The following is a 23157-nucleotide window of genomic DNA, read 5'->3' as shown; positions in this document are numbered from 1 at the left end:
TATTTAACATAGCTTATTTAAAAAACAAGATTTCTAAGTTAAGACTACAAAACTGTACACAAACACCCTTTAAGGCAAAAATTCACTTAAATCAGCCTTAATCTTGCAAATTTTCTCTTACCCACCTGCAAGATAAACTCACCCTTTTCAAGCTGCATTTGATCATCTTTTATTTTTTGTGAATTTACACGAACCGCACCTGCTAGAATTTGCCTTCTTGCATTGCTTGTTGAGGCTTCAAGCTTACAAAGCACCAAAGCCTTTGCTAGCCAAAGCTTGGCCTCACCTTCAAAGGAAGGCAACTCACTTGGAAGCTCGCCACTACTATGAACTCTATTAAATTCAAGCCTTGCATTTAATGCCTCTTCTTTTGAGTGAAATCTTTCTACAAGCTCTAAGGCAAGATCTTCTTTTGCAGCTTTTGGATGAGTTTTACCTAGCCTTAAATTTTCTTTTAAGCTTTCAAATTCTTTAGCTGAGATCTGGCTTAAAAGCTCGTAGTAGCGAAGCATTAATTCATCGCTAATGCTTAGAATTTTGCCGTAAATGGAGTTTGCATCCTCGCTTATTCCTATATAATTTCCAAGGCTCTTACTCATCTTTTGCACCCCATCAAGCCCCTCAAGCAAGGGCATCATAATGACAACTTGCTCCTTGCCTACCTGATAAATTCTTTGCAAATGTCTGCCCATTAGGAGATTAAACTTTTGATCGGTCCCGCCCATTTCAATGTCGCATTTTAAAGCCACGCTGTCATAGCCTTGCAAGAGAGGGTAAAGAAATTCGCACACAGAAATGGGGCTTTGCTCCTTAAATCTTTTCGCAAAATCATCCCTTTCAAGCATCCTAGCTACATTAAAATGAGAGCTAAGCTCGGCTAATCCAACACTACCTAGCTCATTTAGCCACTGTGAGTTAAATTTAAGCTGGGTTTTGTCTTTATCAAGTATGCGAAAAACCTGTTCCTCGTAGGTCTTGGCATTTTGCAAGACCTGATCCTTATCTAGCTTTTTGCGGGTAGTGCTTTTGCCACTTGGATCCCCAATTTGCCCTGTGAAATCCCCTATTAAAAACTGCACTATACCTCCGTGTTTTTGCAAAAGCGCCATTTTATTTAAAACCACTGAGTGTCCTAAGTGAAGATCTGGTGCAGTTGGATCAAAGCCAGCCTTTACAAAAAAATTTTCTCCTCTTTCATAAAAGTTTTTCACCAAAATCTCAAGCCTCTCCTCATCTATGATCTCGGCTACTCCTTGTTTTATGTCCTCAATTATCTCTTTTATATTCATACACTTTTTTCCTTAAAGGCATCATTTAATGAAGTAAAATCTAAAATTTTATACTGAGACTGTAATCTTTCTTTTACCTCATCTATCTTGATGTTATGTGGAAACTCCATACTTGCTTCAAAGTACTCTGAGTTTAATTCTTTAGATCTAGAAGAGTGTATGCTTAAAATATTAGCTTGCATCTTTGAAAGCGTGGTTAAAAATTCAGCCAAGGCTCCTTTTTTATTCTCCAAAGAAAAGATAAGCTTGTAGCCTTGTTTGGTTACATTACTCCACTCCACAAAAACAGTAGCCTTCTTTTGAGCAAGCATGGCATCAGCCTTGTTGCAAAATTTATGATGCAAGATGATGTTACCATTCTCCACAAAGGCTATGATCTCATCTCCTTTTTTTGGATGGCAGCAGTAATTAAAGTCCATATTTGCGATTTTGTGGTTGCTATGCACTGTGATATTTTCAAATCTTTGCTCTTTAAGCTCGTATTTATCAAAAAGATAGGATTTTTTGGCGTATTTTTTCAAAGCAGCTACTATTTCTTTGAAATATGTTAAATTTGTGCTAAGCGATCTTAGTTTTTTATTTAATCCTTCCCTTTCTACCCACTCTAAAACCGTGCTTTCTTCTTCTTTAAAAACCGAGCTTAATATATTAAGAGAGGCTTGTAGATTTACTTCCTTGATCTTTTGTCTGCAAAATTCTCTAATGCTAGCCTTTGCCTTTCCTGTTTTAACGCTATCTATCCAAGAACAACGGTAGATTTTTTCATTAGAGGTAACTATGCGAACTATGTCTCCGTTTTTAAGTCTTGTTAAAAGAGGAACCCTAACTCTGTTTACATAAGCAGCCTTTGCATAAAGTCCTATTCTAGTATGCACCTCGTAGGCAAAATCAAGCACGGTTGCCCCTCTTGGCAAGGTAAAGATCTCACCCTTTGGAGAATAAACAGCAATGTCTTCTATATAAAGGCTTTCTTTGGCGTATTCATAAAGCTCCACGGCGTTGTAGTTTTCTGAATTTTCTATGTTTGTTCTCATTGAGATGTCATGAAGCCAGTCAAGCTTTGGGGTGGCTAGGTTTTGATCTGATCCGTCTTTATATCTCCAATGTGCTGCCACTCCAAGCTCGGCGATCTTGTGCATATCAAAGGTGCGAATTTGAGCCTCGATGATGTTTTTAGAATCAAAAAGCGTTGTGTGTATGGTCTGATAGCCATTTTGCTTTGGCAAGGCTATGTAGTCTTTAAAGCGAGAAACTAGGGGATTGAAATTTGTGTGCAAGATACCAAGTGCCATATAGCACCTTGATACATCCTCAACCAAGATGCGAATTCCAAGCAGATCAAGCACCTCATCGATGCCAATGCCCTTTCTTTGCATTTTAAGATACACCGAGTAATTATGCTTTACCCTTTTGTGAATTTCAAAGCTAGTTCTTGTAAAGCCATTTTTTTGAAACAAAAGCTCTATTTTGTCTATGAATTCATTAAGTCCTAATTGGATCTTTTGATCATTTGAGTTAATAAATCTTTCAATTTGCATATACTCATCAGGCATCAGATGAAAAAAGCTTAGATCTTCAAGATAGTTTTTAAGGCTTGAAATTCCAAGTCTATGGGCTATGGGTGCATAAACGACTAGGGTTTCCTCGCTAATTCTTTTTCTTTTTTCTTCCATTAAGCTATCAAGGGTAAGCATATTGTGAAATCTATCGCAAAGCTTGATGATTAAAACGCTTGCATCCTCTATGCTAGCTAGTAGCATATTACGAAAGCTAAGGGCTGACTTTGTAAGCTTTTTTCCAGCCTTTTTGATAAACTCATCCTCTCTTAGCTCTGTGATCTTAGTAAGTCCTCTAACCAGCCTTGCTACCTCGCTGTCAAATTCATCCCTTAACTCATCCTCGCTGTGAGGGGTATCTTCTATGACATCGTGCAAGAGTGCTGCTAGGATCATGGCCTCATTTTGGCTTAAAAAGCCAACCAAGGAGGCTACTAGTATGGGATGAACTGAGTAGGGCTCACCGCTTTTTCTTTTTTGCCCCTCGTGTGCTTTTATACAAAAATCAACCGCCCTTTGCAAACGCTCACTTGGGGCTTGAATTTCATATAACAAAGCCTTAGCCTTGTCTAGATCCTTGCACTCTTTGATTCTTTCAATGAGCCTTTCAAGGCTTAACTCCTCTTTAAGTTCTCTCAATGCCATCATCCAAGCTAAGTTTATTTTCAGCTACTTCTATGAGTGCTATGTCGGCAAGTTTGATCCTGCTTTTATCAAGATCCACAAGAGGTGTTGCACCGTTTGCTAGTTCCTCAGCCCTCTTTGCAATGGCTAAGGAGAGCTTGTAGCGATCATTATTCATATTTGCAAGGGCTCTTGCTGCGATTTTTTCCATTCTTTCTTCCATTTAGGCTCCTTTTTGGTTCTTTGATAAAAAAATATTTTCTCTATCTTAACACAAGCAAAACATCTCAAAGCAAAATTTTTTAGTAAGGCTTTTTAAAAAATAAGCTCATTTTGTAAAGCAAGGCTTTTTTAAAAAACTAAGCTTATCCTACAAAGCTTTTTTAAAAAACGAAGTTTTTTTGCAAACTGTAAATTCTTTTATAAAAAAGATTTCTTGCTTTGATATTTTAGGACTTGCAAATTATAAAATTTTTTTGATTTCAAGCTAAAAACGATCTTTTGTGTCAAAAGATAAAACCGTGTTATAAATTCAATGCTTTTTAAAAAATAAATTCAACACTTTGTTAAAAATTTCTTTTTAATTTCTAACTTTAATTTCTAACCACAGAGCAAATGCCTGAGTTATCTTGGACTATTTTAAGTAAATTACCTGAATTAAACATATTACACACCACAATGGGTAAGGCATTATCCTTTGCAAGTGCTATGGCTGTGGCATCCATAACCTTAATATCCTCTTTTAAGGCCTCATCGTAGCTTAAAGAATTTAAGAATTTAGCATCTTTGAATTTTTTTGGATCCTTATCATAAACCCCATCAACCTTTGTCGCCTTTACTATCATCTGTGCTTGCATTTCAACTGCTCTTAAAACGGCTGAGGTGTCTGTGGTGAAGAAGGTATTGCCCGTTCCTGCGGCAAAGATTACAACCCTGCCCTTGTCAAGATGTCTTTGAGCCCTTAGCATAATGTAGGTTTCGCAAAATGCTTCCATAGTGATGGCTGATTGCACTCTGGCTTCAAGTCCTAGGCTTTCAAGGGCTTCACGCATCGCTATGGCGTTAATGACAGTAGCAAGCATACCCATATGATCCCCACTTGTTCTTTTGATAAGACCGTCCTTAGAAGCAGTAACCCCTCTAATGATATTACCCCCTCCTATGACTATGCCAACTTCTATTTCATTTTTTACTAGCTCCTTAATCTCACAGGCTATGTATTTAAGCACTGAATTTTCAATGCCAAAGCCACTATCACCTGCTAGTGCCTCGCCTGAGAATTTAACTAGTATTCTTTTATGCTCACTCATTTTGTGCCTTTATTTTCCATTTTTTAAAACTGTTGATTTTTACGCAATTTCGTTTTTTTATAAAAAGCTTATTTGTAAAAGAATTTACTGTTTTTAAAAAAAACTTCTTTTGCGGTTTTATTTCAGCTACCAAGCACACACTCATAGTGCTAAAATTCAACATTTTTTAAAGTACCTAAAAATTATATATTAAAAGTATTTAAAAATGATTAATCTAGCTTGAAAGCTGCTTAAATTTAAAAGGCTAATTTTATCAAGCCTTGTTTGAATTTTATAAAAGATCAAGTTAGCTTTTGCTTAATAAATTCAAGCCTCAATTTAAAAGGCTAATTTCATCAAATCTTTTTTGAATTCTACAAAAAGATCAGATTAAATCAACTGTAATAAATTAAAGCCTCTTAGTTTAAACTAATTAACTCCAAGGGATTTATGTGAAATTTTTCCTGGGTTACCTCAAAGCTTAGATCATTTTTAACCCTGCCTATGACCTCTCCTTTTTTGACATTTTTTCCTACCTTCACTGTGGGTGCTATTTGACTAAGATGTGCGTATATGGTGTGAAGTCCGTTTGAATGCTCTACAATGACCACCTTTTGTAATAAATTTGTCTGCTTAGCAAAGACCACCTTGCCATCAAAGACAGTTTTAACCCTAGCGTCTTGATTTTTACTTCTTAAAATGACATTTTCATTAAAGAGCTTGATATTATAAATAGGATCAGTGAAGTTTCCAAATTTTTGTTTGACAGTGAAGGCTTCAAGAGGGGCTATGGTTTTTTTGCCTAGATATTTTTTCACAGAGCTTTTTTGATAGCCTGAGCCAAGCTGCTTTACATCCTTGCTTACAGTAGCACCTTTTTCATCCTTTGACTTGCTTACTATATTTAGATCTGCTAGAGTTTTTCTTAGCTCAGCTTGTTGCTTTTGCAAATCATCAAGCTTTTTTGCATAAAGGGCTCTGTCTGCTTTTTGCTGCTTGATCTCGTTTAGCTGCCTTTGTTTTAACTCTTCAAGCTTGGTAAGCTGGGCTGTGTATTGCTTTAAATTCACATTTATGCTATCTATCTTTCCTTGCTTTTCATCTATGAGTTTTGAATTTTTTTCATAGTCCTTAGAAAGCTTGTAAAACTCCTCTTTTAAAATTCCATCCAAAGAATGCAAAACCTCAACAGCCATAAAGCTCTCATCGCTTTCTAAATACCCACTTGGCACAGTTAAATCATAAGCAAAGTCCTGAGCTATCAAAGAAACAAGCCTTGTTTCCATAAGATTTCTATCCTTTAACAAGCCTTGATTTTGCGAATTTAAAAGCCTTAATTCTTGGCTTTGAATTTTAGCACTTTGTTCTAGCTTTGAATTTTCTTGAGTTAATTTGCTTATTTGCTGGGCTAAATTTTTGAGATTCTTCTCGCTATTTGTGATGTCATTTGCTAGATCTTCAAGCTTTTTATTAAGCTGTTTGCTTAATCTTTCATTTTCTTTGAGATCTTGATTTTTTTTGTTTAGCTCATTGGCAAAAAAAAGATTAATAAACATTAAAATTAAGAAAAAAGCTCTCACTTTTTAACCTTAAACATAACAAAATGCACACAAATTAAGCTTATGGCTAGGGTGATGATAAAGATTAAACTAAGCTGGTTTAAAAAATTAATGCTAGGCAAGGAGATATTAATGAGATCTAAGCTTTTTTGTATAAAAGTTGAGGAATAAATTTGGGTAAAAAAGCCAAGCAAGAGTAAAAATGCAAGCAAGCAGTCTATAAAGACTATCCTATAAAGCATTAAGGATCTAAACCAAAAGGATGCTCCAAACAAGCACATAATCTCAACCCTTTCAGTATGCTCAAAAAGCCAAATTCTCATCTGTTTTAAAAACAAAACAAAGCTTAACAAAATAATAATAAACAAGAAAAACCAAAGCACAAATTTAATTAATCTCAAAAGATTATCTATCTGATCGTGAGTTTTCAAAAAGACCTCAACCTTGCTAACACCTGTGATCTTTAAAAGCTCTTCTTTTACCTCATTTAGCTCGCCTTGAGTAGGAAAATGATCAAGGCTTAGTCTGTAAAATTTAGGTAGATTTTTTTCTAGGGTTTTAAGATTATTGGCTGAGATATTATCTTTTAGCCTTTGAAGCATTTCCTTTGCCTCTATGTTTTCTAAGCTACTAAAACTTGGAATTTGCACCCTGACAATCTCATCAACAAGCTCCTTTGAGCTTGCTATGATGATGCTGTAATTTTCATTCACCCTTGCCTCATAATGCTTGATGGTTTGATTTATAATGAGTATAAACTCAAAGGCAAACATCATAAACAAAAGGGGCAGGATCAAAGATAGATGCATTCTAAGCCAACTCATTCATTTGTCCGTTTTCTATATTAAATCTTCTATAATTTAGCTTTAAATTTGTGGGAATTCTATGCGTTACCACGACAACACAGGTTTTAAGTAGCTCTCTTGCTGATTTTAAAAGGGTCCAAATGATGTCTGAGGAGTATTCGTCTAAATTTCCTGTGGGCTCGTCGCAAAGCAAGAGCTTGGGATTATGCGCAAGAGCCCTTGCCATAGCCGCTCTTTGTTGCTCACCGCCTGAGAGCTGATCGGGTCTTTTGTCTGCTTTAAAGCTAAGTTCTACATGCTTTAATAATTTTGTAGCCTGGCTTTCACAAACCTTTTTTCCATAGCCTTTGATTACCAAAGGTAACATTATGTTTTTTTTGATGCTGTATTCTTTTATTAGCTTGTAATCTTGAAAGATGATGCCAATTTGCTGTCTTAATCTTAAAAGCTCTAAATTTGAGATCCCATTAAGTAAGGACGCACAAACCTCAAGCCTTCCTGAAAGTGGATCTAAGTCTCCATAAAAGGACTTTAAAAGCGTGGATTTACCGCTTCCGCTTTTTCCCGTGATAAAGATAAAATCATCGTTTTCAAAGCTAAAATTAGCCTTGTTAATCACAAGCTCGTCATATCCTAGGCATAAATTTTGTGCTTGAATGATAGCCATCTTCTTCCTTGTTTTAACTTGATTTTTTTAAAAAACTTCTTTAAGGTGTTGAATTTAGCTAGCCTTCTTCTCATAAGAAACTAACAGTTTGTGAAAAAAATTCACAAAATAGGCCTTAAAATTCAAGTAAAAGTGTGAATTTTTAGCCACTTCGCTTTAATATGCTAAATTAACAACATTTTTTGCAAAAAGTTCTTTATTTTAGCTTAAAAAACTTAATATTAATCACACAAAAACTCTTGCACCCTTTGTAGTGCCTTTATGTTTTCTTTTGTTAAAAAGGGCTTTTTAAACAAAAACTTGCTTTTTTTACCTAAGAGCAAGTAGCTATGATCTGGCTTATTAAAGGCTCCAAAAGCAAGCTTTAAGAGTAGATTTTTTTCATCTATAAAATACAAGGCTTCAAAACGGTAAAAAAAATCCTCCCCCCTAAAAGGCTGATTGCAAAACTTTTTTTGAATTGTGGCTAGTTTTTGAGGCAAAAAGCTTAAATTTTCATTTAAAATTTCTAAGTTTTTATTTAAAACTTCATTTAAAAATTCACTGTTATTTAAAGCGTTTGAATTTTCAGTTTGAGGGCTTAAATTTTCATTTGAATCTTCCTCGTTAGAATTTAGCTCTTCGCAAAGCACAAAAAGATCATATATGTCTTTATTTTGTCTTTTCCATCTTGATTCATATTTGCTAACAATGTCTAAATTCTCATTTTTTGAAAGGCTAAGTTTTGAGTTTAGCTGTGAAAAAAGCGCCCAAGCTTGTTCTAAATAATCCTTGCTATCTGTTCTAAGATTAAACTCACCTCCAATTTTAAGCACCCTTAAACAGTTTTTTGCAAAGTCCTTGCTTATTACCCTTCGTCCTTCTTGTTTGTGCCAAGGAATGGGAAAATGCAAGAAGATCTTGTTTAAGCTTCTAGCAGATAAAACGGCTAAAAGTAGCCTCGCATCGCTTTTTATAAGCAAGACATTGTTTAATGTTTTTGCTAATTTTGCAACCTGTTCTATGGACGGATTATAAATTTCAACCCCAAGCATTAAAATTCTAGGATTTATCCTTGCTTGATAAAGCAAATGCCTACCAGAGCCAAAGCCTATCTCTAAAAACACCCCATCATAAGCCTTGAATTTATCCTCCAAGCCCTCAAGATCCTTTTGTATAATAGAGCTTTTAGTAATTAAGCGGTTTGATTTAAGGGCGAAGGCTTCGCTGATAATTTCCTTACAAAACTCATCCCTAAAAACAAGCAAGGCTTTTTGCAAAACTCCAATTTGCTCTGGCTTTGAGTGCTTTTCTCCTTGGATTACAAACTCGTTTTTATCATTTTTGCTAAGTTGCAAAAAAAAGCCTTGTTGATTAAAGCTTGTATAAATTAGCCAAATTTTTTCATTTTGTGCCATCCACTCAAAGCAAAGCCCCTCTTTTTCAAAGGGCAAACTTAGCTTTTTTAGGTATTTGCACTTGAAATTTGGCATATTTTAAAAGCCGCTTTGTTCTGTGAATATGATCTGAGTTATTTTGGCTGAGGGCTTTGATTCTATGCCGTTTTCATCTATGGCTATTAATTCGTAGCTGTATTTTTCCCCAAAGATCACAGAAGTATCAGTAAAGCTTGTGCCGCTTAGTTCTGTAAAGATAAGCTCTGATTTTCCTGTGTATCTTTTAAGGGTGTATTGAACCGCTCTTTCATCATTACTTATCCACTCAAGCCTAAGTCCGTTTGAGCTTAGATTGGCTGATATTATAGTGGGTGCTTTTGGAGCACCAAGGGTTCTTCCCACAACAGCATTTTTAGGCATAGGGCTTTCAAGTCCGTCCTTATCTACTATGGTTACCTTGTAGGATCTGCTTTGATTTGGGGTATCTATTAGATCCTCGTAGTGATTGTTTGGGATCTTAGCTATGACAGAGTAGGGCAAAAAAGATGAGCTATTTGCATATACCTTAAAATACGCAAAGTCCTCAAAGCTAGGAACCTCCCAGCTTAATGCTATTCTTTTTGGAAGATCCGTGCTAGCTGAAATTTGCTCTACTGTTGGCGGTAAAGCCTTTGTGGTGGCATTTAAGATCTCACTTGCTTCTGAATACACCCCGTCAAAGGTCTTAGCAAAGATGCGGTATTGAAAATTTTGATTAGGCTTTAAATTAGCGTCTATATACTCGGCATTTAATCTAGATTTAAGCTCGGCTAAGAACTTAAAATCCCCATCAGCATTTGCCCTTTCTATGACATAAGCACTAACCCTTTGATCAGGATGAGGTCTCCAAATGAGCTTGATCCTATAAGGAAGTCCTTGTATGCTTTGCACGAAGGGAAGCGGGGCTATCCTCTTAGCTGTTCTAGCCTCAACCACAAGCCCATTTTCTGAGATATAGCCAAGCTCATCATAGCTTTTCATCATATAAAAATACTTGCTGTCAGGTTCTAAATTCTTATCCACATAATGCGTTTGATACTTGTCCTTAATGGTGGCTATTAGCTTCATCTCAGGCTCATCTTCTGTGCTTCTGTACAAAAAAAAGCCCTCTATGTTTTCGCTATACTTTCTATCCCACTCAAAGGCAACAGAGCTCATATCGCTTAGCTGCTTTATGTTTTCTATTCTTGGCAAATTTTCACTTACTTGCAAGGGCTTATTAGATAGCTTGCCCATACCCCCACAAGCATTAAGAAAAAGTGTTAAAAGCGTTGAAAAGATAATCAAATGAAAGTTTTTCATCAAGTTCCTCCTTGTCAAAATCCTCTAAAAGTTGCCAAAAATCCTCAAAAAGCGGCGCCTTAATTAGCATTTGCTTTTGCGTTCTTGGATGAATAAAATACAAAAAATACGAATGAAGCATCACCCTCTCATACTCCTTGCCCTTGTAGCCATAAAGCTTATCGCCTAAGATATGGCGGTTTAGGCTTTCTAAATGAGCCCTTATTTGATGTGTCCTACCTGTGAAAAGCTTTGCTGCTATGAGGTTTATGTTTTTATCTAGGTGCTTTTTTGAGCCCTTTTTAAAACTCACAGTTTCATTGAATTCTTTGCTTGAATTTGTCCTTAAATTCAAAGTATAGTTAAGATCTTTGCTTGAATTTAATCTTAAACTCACAGTTTCATTGAATTCTTTGTTTGAATTTAGCCTTGAATTCACAGCTTCATTAACTTTTTTATTTAAATCTAACTTTAAATTTACAGTCTCGTCAACTTCTTTACTTGAATTTTGTTGCACATTCACAGCTTCGCTCACAGCAAAAGCCTTGTTTGAATTTTTTTGTGAATTTTCCTTTAAATTCACGGCGTTTGAATTTTTTTGTGAGTCTTTGTTTAAATTCAAAGCCTCATTTTTCACAAAAGCCTTGTCTAGCTCTTCTTTGGAGCGTTCTTTTGAATTTAAACCATCATCAGTCCTTGTGCTTGAGTTTTCCTTTAAATTCAAAGTTTCTTCTAAAATAAAAGCCTTGCTTGAATTTTGGCTTAAGCAAGGATTAATATTTAAGCTTTGTTTTAGAGTAGGGCTTGAATTTTCTTTTAAACTCTTTTCTAAATCTGTGTTTGAATTTAAGCTTGAATTTTCTTTTGAATTTAAGTCGTTTTTTAAAACTGTGTCATCATTTAAAGCTTCTTTTAAACTATCCTTTAAGCCTTGTTTTAAATTCAAATCCTTGCTTAAATGGCTATTTAAATTCACAGCCTCAAAATCCTTGCTTAATTTTGTTTGAGGGCTTGAATTTAAATCCTTGCTTAAAAGTTTTTGAGAACTTGAATTTAAGCCCTCGTTAAAATTTGTTTTTGAATTTAAACTTACACTCATACCACTCACATAGGGGCTTGAATTTTCTTTTGCATCCTTACCCAAGCTTTCTTTGCAAGGTATATTTATAAAGGCACTCTTTGCCTTTCTTGCACCCTTAACCATCTCATCAACAGCCATTTTTTTAAGACGGTTTCTAGGACAACGAATGATAGCCTTTTCGTTTATAAGCTTATCATCTTTCAGTGGCAGATCGGTTAAGGCTAGATAAAATCTACCCAAGCTCTTAGTTGCAAGTTGTTTGCTTAAAAGCTCGTGGGTGTGGTTGTTTTTAGCTATGATGATAGCCCCACTTGTCCCCTTATCAAGTCTGTGCACAAGCCCAGCTCTAAGCTCTCCTCCAAGGCTTGAAAGCGCGTAGCCCTTTTCTAAGAGCCAATCCACAACCGTAGCCTCCTTCACACTTGAAGCACTATGCATCACAATGCCAGAAGGCTTGTTTAAAACAAGCAGATCCTCATCCTCGTAAAGCACCTCTATGTCAAAGCTTATAGGGTATTTTTGAGTAAGGCTTTTAGGCAAGAGCTTTATAATTTCTAGCTCATCTCCTATTTTTACCCTAAATGAGGCCTTCAAACAAGGCTGATCATTACATCTTACCCCTCCATTTTTAATGAGGCTTGTGATTTGAGATCTAGTTGTTTTTAGGTATTTAGCCAAAAAAAGATCAAGCCTTAAAGACTGATCTACTAAAATTTTTTGCATCTTATGCTCTTTGTAAAAGCTTTTTTAAAACTGTTAATCTTAGCGTAAAATTTTGTCATTTTATTCGATAAATTTTATTTTAAACTTCTCTAAAAAGTGATTCACTTGGCTTTAATTATTCCTCGCAAAACATTTTTTTAAGAAAAACTTCGTTTTTTAAAGCCACATTTTAAGCTCTTAAAAGAAAACAACCACTTGCAAATGCTAAAACAAAAATTCTCTTTTTATCAAAAAAGATAATTTTGCCAAAAAAACAAGGTTTTAATAGCTAAACTTTCTTTGCCAAAAAAAGCAAGGCTTACTAGCTAAGTTTATTTGCCAAAGAAACTATGCTTTGTTAGATAAACTTTCTTTGCCAAAGAAGCTCCTCCTTACTAGATAGGTTTTCTTTGTCAAAGAAACTACTTTAAAACACTCAGCACTCACTCTTACAAGAAGGATCAAGTTTTTTATAAAAGCACTTTGTAAAATTAACATTTTAGCATATAATAACACAGTTAATCAAGCTTTTACAAGGACTATCTTGCTTAGTATAGACAAAAGAGTATTCATTCATTTTGACTTTATCCAGCCCATACTTGTTTTTCCTATAATCTTAATTTCTTTGATCTTAGTTTGGGAGGTGAGCGATTTTTTGGGTGAAAAACAGCTTATTTATACCCTTGTTGGCTTTGGTGCCTTTGTTTTGTTTTTCATCTTGCCTCTAAGACGGTTAGCCTGGCTTATACCCTTTGCTTACTGGGTTAATATACTCTTGCTTTTAAGCACGGATTTATTTGGGGTTGAGAAATTAGGAGCAAAAAGATGGCTTGAAGTGCCCTTTACTCACTTTACCTTGCAACCTAGCGAGATCTTTAAGCCCTCTTTTATACTAATGCTTGCCTATCTCATCTACTCTAAACCCCCACCTAAGACCGGATACGGGCTAAAAGACTTTTTAAAACTTAGCTTTTACATACTCTTGCCCTTTGTTTTAATAGCAAGTGAGCCAGATCTAGGCACAGCAACAGTGCTTTTCATAGTTGGCTTTGGCACGCTTTTTATCATAGGGGTAAATTATAAAATTTGGCTTAGTATATTTTTGATTCTAGGACTTTCCTCTCCTTTGATTTATACTTATGGACTAAGGCCTTATCAAAAGCAAAGAATTCACGATTTCATAGCTGAAAAGCCAAGCTATCAGGTGCAGCAGTCCATCATAGCCATTGGAAATGGAGGATTAGTGGGCAAAACAGCCCAAGAAGCCACTCAAACGCATTTTAAGTTCTTACCCATCTCAACAAGCGATTTCATCTTTGCTTACACTATAGAGAGATTTGGCTTTGTGGGAGGTGCCTTTGTGATCTTTTTGTATATGCTTTTGATCTTTCATTTATTAAGCTTAAATCAAAAATTAAAGGATGATTATTTTGCAAGGGTTGCCATAAACTGCGTAGCCTTGTTTATTTTTATTTATACAGCTGTAAATATCTCAATGACCATAGGCTTTGCACCTGTTGTTGGCATACCTATGCCCTTTTTTAGCCACGGAGGAAGCTCCTTTGCTACCTTTATGATCTTTTTTGGAATTTTACAGCATCTAATTACCTTTAGATTTTTTTCAGTGAAAGAAAGCATAAAATTTACCGACAAATAAAACTAAATTTAAGGAAAGATTTATTACAATTTTATTTTTAAATGGATTCATAGCTCAGCTTGGTTAGAGCAACCGGCTCATAACCGGTTGGTCGCAGGTTCAAATCCTGCTGAATCCACCACTTAAATTCAACTTCAATCTTCTTTTATTTAAATCCTTTACCCCTTTTGACAAATATGGCATTAAATGAAGCTTCTAGCTTGAATTTTTGCTATTTTTTTCTTGCAACTTGACAATATTTTAAAAACATTTTCCCTTTAAATTTAAGCAAGGCTTTTAACGCAAAGTTAAAGGCAATAAATAAGCACAGTTAGAAATGAAACTGTGAAATATTTTGCTATAATTTAGTCTTTTAAAGGGATACAAATGCCAAAGGTTTCAGCACTAATGCCTGTGTATAACAGCAATCTAGCCTATTTAAAAGACACCATTGAAAGTGTTTTAAATCAAAGTTTTGAGGACTTTGAGTTTTTAATTTTAAATGATTCACCCCAAAATTTAGAGCTTGAAAGCTTCATTTTAGAGTATGCAAAAAAAGATAAAAGAATCAAATACTTCAAAAACGAAAGAAATTTAGGCATTTCGCCCTCTCGCAACAAGCTTGTTGAGTTAGCGCAAGGCGAGTTTTTAGCCGTTATAGACCACGATGATATAAGCGTAAAAGAGCGCTTTGAAAAGCAGGTGGCATTTTTAGAGGCTAATGAGGATGTGGGGGTTGTGGGAGCTTTTGCAAGATTGCTTTCAAATGGCAAGACCGTGAGTTTTCCTACAAACGATAGACAAATTCGCTTACAGCTTATGTTTGTGATGGGAATGTTTCATCCCACCACAATGCTTCGTTCAAGTGTGTTACGCTCAACAAATGTTCGCTATAACGAGCTTTACAGTCCGGGCGAGGACTCAAAGCTTTGGCTTGATTTGATTTCTTACACCAAATTTGCGAATTTAGAGGATATACTCATTTTTTATAGAGATAGCGAAAATACCACAGCAAGAAGCCTACATACACTTCAAGCTGTGTGGTTAGCGTTAATAAAATATAATCAAACAAACCACAGTGAGCTTTTTGAGCTAGCCAAACAGCACACAAAAAAGATTACAAGGATAAGAATTTTAGGCATTTCTTTGATAAAAATTATAGAGCATTTTGACAAAAAAACAATTTTACTTTTCTCTCGTTTGCCAATATACACGGTAAAAACACATAGAATGTTTTAAAGGACAAAAGGTGATTTTTGCTTATGAAAAGATATAAAATTGCAAGTTTTTAAACAAAAGATGATAAGGCGATATAGATTACAGAATACAGATTACAGAAAACAGATTATGGAAATTCGCATAGAATGCGAATTTTTTGAGCGACAAGAAATGTGAAATTGCAAGTCGAACAAAAGTAGATAAGGCGAAGTATTGCGAGACAATTTTTGGGGTTGTGTAGCTTTGAGCGAGCGTAGCGGGCTTGTCGCCCGTAAGCGTTGCGAAAAGCAAACTCCCCAAAAAGTGTCCGCAAGACAAGCCGTTACAACAACAAAGGACAAAAAATGAAAGGCATAATTTTAGCTGGTGGCTCTGGCACCCGCCTTTACCCCATCACAAAGGGCATTAGCAAGCAGCTCTTGCCTGTTTTTGACAAGCCTATGATTTATTATCCGCTCTCAACCCTAATGCTAGCAGGCATTCGAGAGATTTTAATCATCACCACCCCCCAAGACGCTGTAAATTTCAAGGCACTTTTAGGAGATGGCAAGGACTTTGGCGTGAATTTTAGCTATGTAGCACAGCCTAGCCCTGACGGACTTGCACAAGCTTTCATTTTGGGCGAGGAATTTTTGGGGGATAGCCCATCTTGTCTGGTTTTGGGCGATAATATCTTTTATGGAAACGGCTTTACTCCACTTTTAGAAAGCAGCATAAAAAGCGCAAAGCAAGGAGTAGCAACTATCTTTGGCTACAAGGTGAGAGACCCTCAAAGATATGGCATAGCTGAGTTTAACGAAAAAGGCGAGGTTGTGGGCTTAGAGGAAAAGCCAAGCGTACCAAAGAGTGATTATGCAGTAACTGGGCTTTATTTTTATCCAAGTGGGGTAAGCGAGCTAGCCAAAAAAATCCGCCCAAGTGCGAGGGGGGAGCTTGAAATTACTACTTTAAATGAGATGTATTTAAAGCAGAGCAAACTTCGCTGTGAGCTTATGGGGCGAGGCTTTGCCTGGCTTGATACAGGCACGCACGATTCACTTTTAGAGGCAAGCAGTTTCATTCAAACCCTGCAAAAAAGGCAAAATCTCAAAATCGCTTGTTTGGAGGAAATCGCCTTTGAGAAAGGCTGGATAAACGCGGATAAGTTGCAAGAGCTTGGAGAAAAGATGAGTAAGAATGAGTATGGAAAATATCTTTTGAATTTGCTTGAGTGATTTTAAATTTGGAAAGGTTTGAATTTTAGTTTGTGAGATTTAAATGAGGTGTTAATTTGAGCTTTATTTTAAATGAGTGTGAAATTTGGCTTTGTTAAAAATTTTACAAGGCTGGCTCGGCTTTTGGCGATAAATTTAATTTATGGGGCTTGACAGACCGCTACTTCTAGTCTAGTCTGCGCCCCATAAATTAAATTTCTCATCCAAAATTCTGTGCCTTTAACTAAATTTAACGGAAAATCCACGCTTTGTGTGAATTTTCACTTTAGGTGTTTTGAAAGGTGGAGTTTTTGACTTAGCCATATAACTTCACGCTTTGCGTGAATTTTCAATGCGTGTTGTCATTCTTGGCACAGCAAAGAAACTAAAATTCACATTTTGCGTGAATTTTCACTTTAATTTTGAGCTTTTTGATGTGGAAGTTTGTAAAAAATTCAAGCTTTAAGTTTGTGAAACTAAGCTTAAAAGGTGTGAATTTTAATTTTGGCATTTTAAAATGAGATTTTGTGAATTTTTGTTAAAATTCACAAAAAATTTGCAAAACTTGTAAGTTTTTAGAGCTTTTAAAAGGAAGAATTTAATGAATTTTATCAAAACAAAATTAGAAGGCGTTGTGATTTGCGAGCCTAAAATTCACGCTGATGAAAGAGGCTATTTTGTAGAAACCTTCCGGCTTGATGAGCTTGAAAAATTCACGCAAAAAAAATGGAATTTCGTGCAGGATAATGAAAGCCTTTCACAAAAGGGCGTTTTGCGTGGGCTTCATTTTCAATTGCCCCCTTTTGCTCAAAGCAAGCTTTTGCGGGTGATTAAGGGGCGAGTGCTGGATGTGGCTTTGGATATTCGCAAAAACTCGCCCACTTTTGGCGAGTTTGTAGCCGTAGAATTAAGCGGAGAAAATAAAAGGCAAATACTCTTGCCTCAAGGCTTTGCCCACGGCTTTTTGGTGCTTGAAAATGACACCATTTTTGCCTACAAGGTGGATAATTACTACTCAAAAGAATGCGATAGGGGCATTTTGTGGAATGACTCAAAAATCGCTATAAATTGGGGGGATTTTTATGATTTAAACAAAATCATTTTAAGCCAAAAGGACAAAACTCAACCGCTTTTAAGTGAAGTAAAAGAGTTGTTGTAGGGGCGTTTGTGTGAGAGTTTTAATAACAGGTGCAAAAGGGCAATTAGGCAGAGAATTTGAATTTTTACAAAATGAGTTTAAGGATATAAACTTTGAGTTTGTGGGCAAGGATGAGCTTGATATTTGCGATGAAAAAGCCGTGCAAAAGGCAGTGCAAGATAAAGGCTTTGACACGCTAATTAACTGTGCTGCCTACACGGCTGTGGATAAGGCTGAAAGTGAGCAAGACAAGGCTTTTGTCATAAATGAAAGGGGTGTTTTAAATTTAGCCAAGGCTTGCAAACAAAGCGGCACAAAGCTAGTTCATATCTCAACGGATTATGTATTTGATGGCAAATTTTATAGTCCCATAGCTGAAAATGCCCCCACAGCACCGCTTGGAGTGTATGGAGCTAGTAAATTAGCTGGTGAAAAGGCTATTTTAAACGTGAATTTAAGGCATTCTTGCATCATCCGCACAAGCTGGCTTTATGGCGAATTTGGAAGTAATTTTGTCAAAACCATAGCTCGTTTAGCAAGTGAGCGTGATGAACTATCAGTGGTAAGCGATCAAATAGGCTCTCCCACAAATGCAAGGGACTTAGCAAGGGCTATTTGTAAGCTTTTGCCAAGCCTTGATAAAATTAAAGGCACGGAAATTTTTCACTATGCAAATGAGGGCGTGGCAAGTTGGTTTGATTTTGCCTGTGAAATCGTGCGTTTAAGCGGGGCAAAATGCCTTGTCAAGCCCATTAACACGGATGATTATAAGGCTATGAATGAGGGCAAGATAATAGCCCCACGACCCTTTTATTCTGTGTTTGATAAGAGCAAGATAAGGGCATTTTTTGACATAGAAATTATGCAGTGGAAAGAAAGTTTAAGCCTATTTTTTGATACCTTTAATGCAAATTTATCAAAATGAAAGTGTTATATGATATATTTATGGCTAAATTTTACAAAATTATGTACTGTAAAGAATGAAAATTCACGCAAAGCGTGAATTTTTTTGAATGAAAGATGATAAGGCGTTGTCTCTTGGCTGAATTCGTGGGTTGTGCAGAAAAAATCGCACGAGGCTAGGTAAATGAAACCTGCCGAAGTGCGATTTTTGCAAACTCCCGCGAAGACAGCCAAGAGACAACGTCGTAAAAAAGAAAAGGTTAATTGTGAAAAGCGTTTTAATCACCGGAGGAGCTGGCTTTATAGGCAGCAATTTCATAGAGCATTTTTTAAGAAAAAACGAGGATTTTTTTGTTGTGAATTTAGACCTTTTAAGCTATGCTGGAGACCTTGCAAATTTAAGCGAGATTACTCAGGATAAAAGCCTTGCTAAACGCTACAAATTCATAAAAGGCGACATTTGTAATGCCGGGCTTTTAAGCTACATATTTGAAAGCTTTGAGATAAAAGCCGTGATACACTTTGCTGCTGAATCTCACGTGGATAATTCCATCTTAAATCCAGCCATCTTCACTCAAACAAATGTCCTTGGCACACAAAATTTGCTTGAAAGTGCCAAAAAGGCTTGGCTAGCTGCACCAAATGAGCCAAAAAAGGATTACGAGGAGGCAAGATTTCATCATATCTCAACAGATGAGGTTTATGGCTCACTTGGAAAAACAGGACTTTTCACAGAAAAAACCCCTTACGCTCCAAATTCTCCATACTCTGCAAGCAAGGCAGGAAGTGATTTTTTGGTTCGTGCTTATCACAAAACCTTTGGGCTAAACACGGTTATAACAAATTGCTCAAACAACTACGGACCCAAGCAACACGCCGAAAAGCTAATCCCTACAATCATCCGCAACGCCTTGCAAAAAAAGCAAATTCCAATTTATGCAGACGGACAAAATATCCGCGACTGGCTTTATGTCAAAGATCACTGCGAGGGCATAGAACTTGCTTTTTTCAAGGGACAAAGCGGACAAAGCTATAATATAGGAGGGCGAAACGAGAGGACAAATTTGCAAATTGCTACAAAAATTTGTGAGATTTTAGACAGCTTAAAGCCCCTTGCAGGTGGGGGAAAATACGCCGATTTAATAGGCTTTGTTGAGGATAGAGCAGGACACGACAAGCGTTATGCCATAGATGCAAGCAAGATTGAAGCTGAGCTTGGCTGGAAAGCAAAAGAAGATTTTGAAAGCGGGATTTTAAAAACGGTTGAGTGGTATTTGGCTTTAAATTAAGTTAGAATAATTAGCCCCTTGTATGGTATTACTGGATAGATCTAGCTTAATGTTAGGTATTTTAAAAACTGTTAAAATTTCAAAAATAAGCTTATTTTAAAAAAGCTAGGAATTTTAGCAAAAGCATTGCAAAAGGTTAAGATTTTGTGTTATTGCGTGAATTTTTACCCTATTTGCAACAAAATGATGAATTTGACAAGGTAACATTATTTATAAAATAGCTTTGTCTTAGAATTTTTACTCGCAAATAAATTTACTCTTTTGTGGCTTGATTTTGCAAAAAAAAAGAAAGATTATTAAATTTTTATGCTAAAATGCCTTTTTGTCTTGTTTTTAAGATAAAGCATTAAAATGTGCTTACAAGCTAGTTTTTGACTTTTTTAACCGTAGGGTTAAATTTTATTTGAGTTTTTGTTAAATTCAAAAAGGGCCCATTCGTCTAGTGGTTAGGACGCCAGCCTCTCACGTTGGCAACACGAGTTCGAGTCTCGTATGGGTCACCACAGCTTAAAATACACCTACCTTAAATTCACACAAAATACACCCAGCTTAAATTCACGCATCACTTCTTTGTCAGCTTTAAAATACTTAGTTTAAAGCTTGATTTCAAACTCTCAATTTTAATTTACTTGTTTTAAGAGTTTAAATGTGGTTAGGCAATTGTTTTTCAAAAACTTCGTTTTATATGTCATAGTTTTAAACTTACAAGACTTAGCACTGTTTAAAAACTAAGCCCTTGAATTTAAAAGGCTCAAAGCCTTAGTTGGCTCAGTCTTTAACGGTTTATTGCCTAATTTTTGCTAAAATGAGGCAAAAAAGGCAAGATTATGAAAAAAGATAGCGAGATTAAAATCTTAAGAACTCAAAGCATACTCAAAGAGCTTATTCCTCAGGCTTTGGCAAGCTTAGATGATGAGAGTTTGAGAAATCTTTGCATAAGCGATGTTGAGTGCAAAAGGGGTCGTTATGATGCCTTTGTTTATGTGGATAAGATGTTTTTTAATGCCTACGAGCAAGAGCAAATTTTAGCTAAATTAGCCAAGGTAGCCTCAGTGCTACAAAGCTTTTGTGCAAATGAGCAAGGCTGGTACCGCTGCCCTAAGTTTCATTTTAAATTCGACAATTCTCTGGAATATCAAAATCATATGGACGCACTGTTTGAGAAGATCAAAAAAAGAGAAAAACCCTTAAAGTGAGGCTAGGATGCAAATTGACTTAGAAAAACTTTGCGAACAAGCAGGGGTAGCACTTTATGATGAGGAGCTAGTAAGCGAAAATGGACGCAAAATTTATAGAATTTACATAGCCAAAAAAGGAGGCGTTAGCCTTGATGATTGCCAAAATTTAAGTGAGCTTTTATCCCCCATACTTGATGCTTATCCACCTTGTGCTGGTGAGTATAGCTTTGAGGTAAGTAGCCCTGGGCTTGAAAGAAAACTTACAAAGGCTAGGCATTTTTCATTAAGCCTTGGTGAGAAGATCGAGCTAAACTTAAATGATAAAACCAAATTTATAGGCGAGCTTTTAGACTGCGTGGATGAAAAAAGCATAGTTTTGCTTTTAGAAGATGGGACAAAAAAAGAAGTTGATCTCAAAGAGATCAAAAAGGCAAGAACCTATGTGGTGTTTTAGATGAGCCCTGAATTTTATATGGACTTAGCCCTAAAAGAGGCTTGGAAATATCAGTTTTTGACCTATCCAAATCCTGCTGTGGGCTGTCTTTTGCTAGATAAAAATGGCAAGATCTTAGCAATTTGTGCTCACAAAGAAGCAGGATCTGCTCACGCTGAGCTAAATGCTATTTTAGAAGCCTTGCAAGGCTTTGATCCTAGCTTAAAGCCTCCAAGCGAGGTAAATTCAGCCTATGAGTTTGCCTTAAAGCAACACAAGGGCTTATTTAAGGGAGGCTTTGCCTTTGTTAGTCTTGAACCTTGTGCTCATTTTGGAAGAACCCCTCCTTGTGCTAGCCTTTTGAGTGAGCTTGGCTTTAAAAAAGTTTTTATAAGCGTAGCAGATACCAGCGAAAAAGCGCGTGGAGGGGGTGAGCTTTTGCGTAAAAAGGGTGTTGAGGTAGAATTTGGGGTGTGCGAAAAAGCGGGGCTAAATTTAATTAAGCCCTTTTTGAAATGGCAAAAAAATGAGCCTTACAAGCTTTTTAAACTAGCTTTAAGCCTTAATGGCTCTTCTTTTGGAAAGATCACAAACAACACAAGCGATCTTTACACACATAAGATCAGATCAAAAATAGACTGCTTGGTTGTAGGAGGTAGCACAGTAAGAAAGGATAGACCCACCCTTGATGCAAGGCTTGTGGGGGGAAAAGCGCCTGATCTTTGCATTATTTCAAGGCAAAATTTGGACGAATTTGACAAAAGCATTCCGCTTTTTTCTGTGCCAAACCGTCAAATTCAAAGTCAAATTCCAAAAGAGGCTAAATTTATGATGTTTGAGGGCGGAAACGCCTTTTTGCAAGCTTTTAAGGAGGAAATGGACGCCTTTTTGATTTTTTATAATGCAAAATTTGAAGATAGTGAAAATGTGCGTTTAAAGGCTGAATTTAAGCCACTTTTTAGGGGTGTTTTTGGGGAGGATAGCTATGGCATTTATGAACTTTGAATGCTTTTTGTATGCAAGAAGCAAACTTAGTTTTGTGCTTATTAGCGATCTTAGTGTGAAAAAAAGTGGGAAGTATTTTGTTTACGAGTTTTACGCAAAGATTTTAAAAAACAAGCACAGCATAAAAGAAGACATTTTAAAAGAAAAAAATTCAGCCACAAACACTCTCAAGCACTCAACAAAACAAGATTTAAAAGAAACTACAAAGCCTAAAAGCTCTTTGTTAAATTCAGATCAAGACTCACAAAAGCTTGGTGAGCTAGGGCAGGATTTACAAAAATCTTTAAGCTTAGAAAACTCACAAGAAACTCAAGGCTTGTTGCAAAAAAAATTTAGCTATACAGCTCTAAACGAGGGGCTTTTTAGCAAGAATGACGAATTAATTCTTATGCTTTTAAAAGAAAAAATCATCTTGTTTCGCAATCTTACAAAGGACATTGATAATTTCAAAGAAGCAAGGCTTAGACATATGGTTCTTAGTTTGCTCTTTTTTTGTGCAAGTGCTGTTTTTGGGGTGTTTTGCTTTCAAAATGATTTTTTATTAATTGATCTTGCTTTTTTTAGCCTCTTTTTTCTTGGCTTTCTTGCCTTACTTGTGAATTTTAACGCACTTAAAAGGCAAATTAGTATTTTAAATAAGATTGATAAAAAAGAATTTACAAGTTATGCACAAGAAGCTTGAATTTTTATATTAAAACCTTTGCTAGTTATTTTAAGTTTTTCTAAAAGAGATCTTGTTACATAAGTTTGTCATTTTACCAAAACATCTTCATTTTCCCAAAAAGCTTTTTTGGGATACTTCTCTTAGAAGTATAAAAATTTCCTATTTAAAAAAGCCCTTCTTTATTTAGTTTTAGGATTTTTGCTACTCTTTAATAGGGGGGGGCAAAGACCC

General features: G+C 36.0%; 20 protein-coding genes, 2 tRNA genes and 2 pseudogenes. 13 read left to right on the top strand and 11 right to left on the bottom strand.

Annotated elements, in window-relative coordinates; all coding sequences use genetic code 11:
* Nucleotides 1-86: 86 nt before the first annotated feature.
* From tyrS to DMC01_RS14975, 11 genes and pseudogenes are all read right to left on the bottom strand, one after another.
* On the bottom strand, nucleotides 87-1289 hold the full coding sequence (tyrS, locus tag DMC01_RS06080; RefSeq protein ID WP_142693382.1) for a tyrosine--tRNA ligase: 1203 nt from the start codon (nucleotides 1287-1289) through the stop codon (nucleotides 87-89).
* Nucleotides 1286-3484, bottom strand: coding sequence for a RelA/SpoT family protein (locus DMC01_RS06075; RefSeq protein WP_142693399.1), 2199 nt, complete (start codon nucleotides 3482-3484; stop codon nucleotides 1286-1288). The genes tyrS and DMC01_RS06075 overlap by 4 nt, the downstream gene beginning before the upstream one ends.
* The gene (locus DMC01_RS06070) at nucleotides 3471-3692 is read right to left on the bottom strand and encodes a DNA-directed RNA polymerase subunit omega (protein WP_142693381.1); all 222 of its coding nucleotides are present in this window, start codon (nucleotides 3690-3692) and stop codon (nucleotides 3471-3473) included. Before DMC01_RS06070 ends, DMC01_RS06075 begins: the two co-directional genes overlap by 14 nt.
* 370 nt (nucleotides 3693-4062) lie before the next feature.
* Nucleotides 4063-4779: a UMP kinase gene (pyrH, locus tag DMC01_RS06065; protein WP_142693380.1), complete on the bottom strand. Its 717-nt coding sequence runs from the start codon at nucleotides 4777-4779 to the stop codon at nucleotides 4063-4065.
* 398 nt (nucleotides 4780-5177) lie between these two features.
* On the bottom strand, nucleotides 5178-6314 hold the full coding sequence (locus DMC01_RS06060; RefSeq protein WP_142693398.1) for a murein hydrolase activator EnvC family protein: 1137 nt from the start codon (nucleotides 6312-6314) through the stop codon (nucleotides 5178-5180).
* Between the two features lie 20 nt (nucleotides 6315-6334).
* Nucleotides 6335-7141, bottom strand: a complete 807-nt coding sequence (locus DMC01_RS06055; protein WP_142693379.1) for an FtsX-like permease family protein — start codon at nucleotides 7139-7141, stop codon at nucleotides 6335-6337.
* Complete coding sequence (locus DMC01_RS06050; protein ID WP_142693378.1) at nucleotides 7128-7790, bottom strand: cell division ATP-binding protein FtsE; 663 nt, start codon at nucleotides 7788-7790, stop codon at nucleotides 7128-7130. Before DMC01_RS06050 ends, DMC01_RS06055 begins: the two co-directional genes overlap by 14 nt.
* A gap of 221 nt (nucleotides 7791-8011) precedes the next feature.
* On the bottom strand, nucleotides 8012-9262 hold the full coding sequence (trmB, locus tag DMC01_RS06045) for a tRNA (guanosine(46)-N7)-methyltransferase TrmB (RefSeq protein ID WP_142693377.1): 1251 nt from the start codon (nucleotides 9260-9262) through the stop codon (nucleotides 8012-8014).
* 3 nt (nucleotides 9263-9265) lie between these two features.
* A complete protein-coding gene (locus DMC01_RS06040; RefSeq protein WP_142693376.1) occupies nucleotides 9266-10507 on the bottom strand; it encodes a fibronectin type III domain-containing protein in 1242 nt (413 codons plus the stop codon).
* Nucleotides 10455-10763: pseudogene (locus tag DMC01_RS14980) on the bottom strand (RluA family pseudouridine synthase); the annotation flags it as partial. The pseudogene DMC01_RS14980 and the gene DMC01_RS06040, both read right to left, overlap by 53 nt.
* Nucleotides 10764-11666: 903 nt before the next feature.
* Nucleotides 11667-12290, bottom strand: a pseudogene (locus DMC01_RS14975) (RluA family pseudouridine synthase); the annotation flags it as partial.
* A gap of 523 nt (nucleotides 12291-12813) precedes the next feature.
* Here DMC01_RS14975 and DMC01_RS06030 point away from each other — a divergent pair.
* From DMC01_RS06030 to DMC01_RS05975, 13 genes are all read left to right on the top strand, one after another.
* The gene (locus DMC01_RS06030) at nucleotides 12814-13926 is read left to right on the top strand and encodes an FtsW/RodA/SpoVE family cell cycle protein (protein ID WP_142693374.1); all 1113 of its coding nucleotides are present in this window, start codon (nucleotides 12814-12816) and stop codon (nucleotides 13924-13926) included.
* Nucleotides 13927-13969: 43 nt separating this feature from the next.
* Nucleotides 13970-14047: transfer RNA gene (locus tag DMC01_RS06025), tRNA-Ile, on the top strand.
* A gap of 245 nt (nucleotides 14048-14292) precedes the next feature.
* Nucleotides 14293-15144 (top strand): glycosyltransferase family 2 protein, encoded by an 852-nt coding sequence (locus DMC01_RS06020; RefSeq protein WP_142693373.1) that lies wholly within the window; start codon nucleotides 14293-14295, stop codon nucleotides 15142-15144.
* Between the two features lie 192 nt (nucleotides 15145-15336).
* On the top strand, nucleotides 15337-15471 hold the full coding sequence (locus DMC01_RS15885) for a hypothetical protein (RefSeq protein WP_282432264.1): 135 nt from the start codon (nucleotides 15337-15339) through the stop codon (nucleotides 15469-15471).
* A complete protein-coding gene (gene rfbA, locus DMC01_RS06015) occupies nucleotides 15468-16337 on the top strand; it encodes a glucose-1-phosphate thymidylyltransferase RfbA (RefSeq protein ID WP_142693372.1) in 870 nt (289 codons plus the stop codon). The genes DMC01_RS15885 and rfbA overlap by 4 nt, the downstream gene beginning before the upstream one ends.
* Before the next feature lie 580 nt (nucleotides 16338-16917).
* Nucleotides 16918-17475: a dTDP-4-dehydrorhamnose 3,5-epimerase gene (gene rfbC, locus DMC01_RS06010; RefSeq protein ID WP_142693371.1), complete on the top strand. Its 558-nt coding sequence runs from the start codon at nucleotides 16918-16920 to the stop codon at nucleotides 17473-17475.
* A gap of 10 nt (nucleotides 17476-17485) precedes the next feature.
* Nucleotides 17486-18379, top strand: coding sequence for a dTDP-4-dehydrorhamnose reductase (gene rfbD, locus DMC01_RS06005; protein WP_142693370.1), 894 nt, complete (start codon nucleotides 17486-17488; stop codon nucleotides 18377-18379).
* Between the two features lie 244 nt (nucleotides 18380-18623).
* Nucleotides 18624-19646: a dTDP-glucose 4,6-dehydratase gene (rfbB, locus tag DMC01_RS06000; protein WP_142693369.1), complete on the top strand. Its 1023-nt coding sequence runs from the start codon at nucleotides 18624-18626 to the stop codon at nucleotides 19644-19646.
* Between the two features lie 428 nt (nucleotides 19647-20074).
* Nucleotides 20075-20149 (top strand) — tRNA-Glu (locus DMC01_RS05995).
* 324 nt (nucleotides 20150-20473) lie between these two features.
* Complete coding sequence (gene rbfA / locus DMC01_RS05990; RefSeq protein ID WP_142693368.1) at nucleotides 20474-20842, top strand: 30S ribosome-binding factor RbfA; 369 nt, start codon at nucleotides 20474-20476, stop codon at nucleotides 20840-20842.
* Between the two features lie 13 nt (nucleotides 20843-20855).
* Nucleotides 20856-21278 (top strand): LSm family protein, encoded by a 423-nt coding sequence (locus tag DMC01_RS05985; protein ID WP_246059061.1) that lies wholly within the window; start codon nucleotides 20856-20858, stop codon nucleotides 21276-21278.
* Nucleotides 21279-22262: a bifunctional diaminohydroxyphosphoribosylaminopyrimidine deaminase/5-amino-6-(5-phosphoribosylamino)uracil reductase RibD gene (gene ribD, locus DMC01_RS05980; protein ID WP_142693366.1), complete on the top strand. Its 984-nt coding sequence runs from the start codon at nucleotides 21279-21281 to the stop codon at nucleotides 22260-22262.
* Nucleotides 22228-22944: a hypothetical protein gene (locus DMC01_RS05975; protein WP_142693365.1), complete on the top strand. Its 717-nt coding sequence runs from the start codon at nucleotides 22228-22230 to the stop codon at nucleotides 22942-22944. Before ribD ends, DMC01_RS05975 begins: the two co-directional genes overlap by 35 nt.
* The last annotated feature ends 213 nt before the right edge of the window (nucleotides 22945-23157 follow it).

The sequence above is a fragment of the Campylobacter troglodytis genome (assembly GCF_006864425.1).
GTDB classification, from domain to species: Bacteria; Campylobacterota; Campylobacteria; order Campylobacterales; family Campylobacteraceae; genus Campylobacter_D; species Campylobacter_D troglodytis.
This window is presented reverse-complemented; position numbering and strand designations above follow the sequence as displayed.

Bases quoted from the DNA above. Each gene is read 5' to 3' on its own strand.
- ribD (WP_142693366.1), top strand. From the start codon at position 21,279: ATGAGCCCTGAATTTTATATGGACTTAGCCCTAAAAGAGGCTTGGAAA.
- rfbA (WP_142693372.1), top strand. From the start codon at position 15,468: ATGAAAGGCATAATTTTAGCTGGTGGCTCTGGCACCCGCCTTTACCCC.
- DMC01_RS06040 (WP_142693376.1), bottom strand. From the start codon at position 10,507: ATGAAAAACTTTCATTTGATTATCTTTTCAACGCTTTTAACACTTTTT.
- DMC01_RS06070 (WP_142693381.1), bottom strand. From the start codon at position 3,692: ATGGAAGAAAGAATGGAAAAAATCGCAGCAAGAGCCCTTGCAAATATG.
- DMC01_RS06060 (WP_142693398.1), bottom strand. From the start codon at position 6,314: ATGTTTATTAATCTTTTTTTTGCCAATGAGCTAAACAAAAAAAATCAA.
- rbfA (WP_142693368.1), top strand. From the start codon at position 20,474: ATGAAAAAAGATAGCGAGATTAAAATCTTAAGAACTCAAAGCATACTC.
- DMC01_RS06055 (WP_142693379.1), bottom strand. From the start codon at position 7,141: ATGAGTTGGCTTAGAATGCATCTATCTTTGATCCTGCCCCTTTTGTTT.
- DMC01_RS06020 (WP_142693373.1), top strand. From the start codon at position 14,293: ATGCCAAAGGTTTCAGCACTAATGCCTGTGTATAACAGCAATCTAGCC.
- tyrS (WP_142693382.1), bottom strand. From the start codon at position 1,289: ATGAATATAAAAGAGATAATTGAGGACATAAAACAAGGAGTAGCCGAG.
- pyrH (WP_142693380.1), bottom strand. From the start codon at position 4,779: ATGAGTGAGCATAAAAGAATACTAGTTAAATTCTCAGGCGAGGCACTA.
- rfbC (WP_142693371.1), top strand. From the start codon at position 16,918: ATGAATTTTATCAAAACAAAATTAGAAGGCGTTGTGATTTGCGAGCCT.
- trmB (WP_142693377.1), bottom strand. From the start codon at position 9,262: ATGCCAAATTTCAAGTGCAAATACCTAAAAAAGCTAAGTTTGCCCTTT.
- DMC01_RS06050 (WP_142693378.1), bottom strand. From the start codon at position 7,790: ATGGCTATCATTCAAGCACAAAATTTATGCCTAGGATATGACGAGCTT.